This window comes from Amphritea atlantica (assembly GCF_018860855.1).
GTDB lineage: Bacteria > Pseudomonadota > Gammaproteobacteria > Pseudomonadales > Balneatricaceae > Amphritea > Amphritea atlantica_A.
On the sequence record NZ_JAHKQE010000021.1, the window covers coordinates 1 to 2,442 of the forward strand.

The 2,442-nt window shown below is 42.8% G+C and carries 4 protein-coding genes; 3 read left to right on the top strand and 1 reads right to left on the bottom strand.

What is annotated here, in order from left to right:
* Positions 1-174 precede the first annotated feature (174 nt).
* The 3 genes from KO512_RS09145 to KO512_RS09155 all read left to right on the top strand — a co-directional run bounded on the left by KO512_RS09145 (position 175) and on the right by KO512_RS09155 (position 932).
* Complete coding sequence (locus tag KO512_RS09145; protein WP_215952041.1) at positions 175-378, top strand: hypothetical protein; 204 nt, start codon at positions 175-177, stop codon at positions 376-378.
* A gap of 63 nt (positions 379-441) precedes the next feature.
* Positions 442-645, top strand: coding sequence for a hypothetical protein (locus KO512_RS09150; RefSeq protein ID WP_215952042.1), 204 nt, complete (start codon positions 442-444; stop codon positions 643-645).
* 80 nt (positions 646-725) lie between these two features.
* Complete coding sequence (locus KO512_RS09155; protein ID WP_215952043.1) at positions 726-932, top strand: hypothetical protein; 207 nt, start codon at positions 726-728, stop codon at positions 930-932.
* Positions 933-1,797: 865 nt separating this feature from the next.
* Here KO512_RS09155 and KO512_RS09160 read toward each other — a convergent pair.
* Positions 1,798-2,250 (bottom strand): MarR family winged helix-turn-helix transcriptional regulator, encoded by a 453-nt coding sequence (locus KO512_RS09160; RefSeq protein WP_289847225.1) that lies wholly within the window; start codon positions 2,248-2,250, stop codon positions 1,798-1,800.
* Between the last annotated feature and the right edge of the window lie 192 nt (positions 2,251-2,442).

Below are 2,442 nucleotides of genomic sequence, written 5' to 3' on the forward strand. Positions count from 1 at the left end.
GTGGCGGTATTCAAATCCAGAGTGGTTCTCACTACAGCAGCGAAGAGTTGGTCACCATTGATCACGCTAACCTGCCAGCGAATCAGTACGGTTCTGAACTGTTTATCGGTAGCAAGTAAGTCGCACCCAACATATTTTTGAAAATTTTAAGTTTAAGCATTTGAGGAATAGATCATGAAAGCACTAATCACAACAATCGCACTGGCTTCTACTCTGGCTGCAGGTACTGCGTCAGCGACTAACTTTACAGTAGGTCAGATCGGCGGAGTCGATGTACAGGATAACGCTCACTACCATGCTACCGGTACAGCCATGACGGATAGCGCAACTCTGCCAGGTAGCAACGATAGCTCAGATCTTTTTGTCGGCAATAAGTAGTCACTACGTTGTAAACCAACATATTTTTATAAATTTTTAGTTTAAGCATTTGAGGAATAGATCATGAAAACACTTATCACAACAATCGCACTGGCTGCTGCTCTGGCTGCAGGTACTGCGTCAGCGACTAACTTTACAGTAGGTCAGATCGGCGGAGTCGATGTACAGGATAACGCTCACTACCATGCTACCGGCACAGCCATGGCTGATAGCGCAACTCTGCCAGGTAGCAGCTATAGCTCAGATCTTTTTGTCGGCAATAAGTAACCACTAAGTCGTTATTCGCGAGTAACCATCAAGTTACTAGGTAAGACGATTTAGTGGAAGCTATTATCAAGGAGCGAGGTATGAATATACTTATCACTACCATCAGTATGGCATCAGTACTGGCTGCAGGGGCAGTCAGTGCTTCGGTCAATCTCGATTTAGATCGTGTGGTTGATATCCGGACTCAAATGACAGCTCTTTATAATAATGAAGAGGTGTTGATAGTGGATGGGCCTAATATGCCGGGTAATAACGATGGCCATAAATTTCGAGCCGACGGAGATTAAGCGAGGAGCCTTGGGTCAAACGCATGGTATTTATTCATGGCATGCAGCCGTAGATATTTGAGCAGCGGCTAACGGGGTTTATCTCTATATTTGATGCGACATCATCCAACCTGAGATCAATTAGCGATTTTATAGCTAATCAATTTAAGACCACCGTGACAATGAATTGGCGATGGTTTTTCGTGTCATTCTAACAACTGATTTTACTTCCCCCAAAAATAAACATTTATCGTGGTTCTTCACGATTGAAAACTGTCCCTCAACGTTTATTAAGATCTTTGTTTATTTAATGTTTTTGGCCGCTTGGCAAGAAAAGCTTTAAATCATATCTTTCATGCAGGCTATCTTGAGCTATTCCTAGATATATCGTCGATGGTTAGCCGTTATATGTGTAGATCGTTTAATGGTTTCATCAGCTAATGTATTGTTTTCAATAGGGCTGCACAGGTTGTTGATCTGCGAGGTGAAGCGAAAGTAGTCGGTCGCCTCATGTTGGGCTTTTATAGCTCGGTCAAAGAGTGCTTGGATGGCTTGATCCAGCGAAAAGCTATTTTCAACAGGGTTAAGAGGGTTCTCTCCTCTTCGGACTTGCATTCATAATCAGATATCAACACTTTTACCATCAGTAATGCCGCTGTTGAGTTTGAACCGCCCCAGCTTATTCGAGAGACCTTTGTTGGTTTGCAAAAGTACCTATATGAGGGGTAGTGCATCGCGTGCTAATGAATGGCTATGGTAACTCTAAATTAATTAGCAGAGATTATGATCCATTTTAAGGGTCTAAGACGTTAGTTTCTATTGCTAAACCCTCATGCTTGGGCAGGCATCAGGTCGCAATTAATAGTGTTGTTGCCACGTTTTCAAGCTAGTCAGAATGAGCGACAAGCCCATCGTGCAATTTGTCGCACAAGTATTTTAACGTCGCGCCTTCCTCTTGTGAGATGGCAATTTTTTCGCCCATCGCTTCCGGTATTTGAAATGCCTGCTGTTTTAACGCGTTGCCTGATTGAGTCAGGCGTACTATGCATGAACGTTCATCTTGCTTACACCGTTCTCGTAAAATGAGGCCTTTTGCTTCCATTCTTTTAAGCAAGGGCGTGGTTGTACCTGAATCCATGTGCAGTCTTTCACCTAATGTTTTTACATTCAGCGCATCACCGTTCCAGAGTACCAGCATGGCTAGATACTGGGGATAGGTCAGATCCAGAGTGTCTAAGACTGGCCGATAGGCACGAACCATGGCGTTTGCAGCGCTGTAAAGAGAGAAGCACGCGAGATCTTCTGGTTGCAGTAAGGACTTTTCATTTGTTTTTGTCATTAGTTTATTCCTAATTTTCATATATATTGTTCACAATTAACTTGCATGCAAGCTTAATCAAGAATAATATTGTCCGCAAGTTGGTAGCGCGCAAGTTAATAGCGCTCAATTAATAACCAAATACTAGCATGAATACATGACTGCACCAATATTGAGGAACATATTATGAAAACACTTATCACAACAATCGCA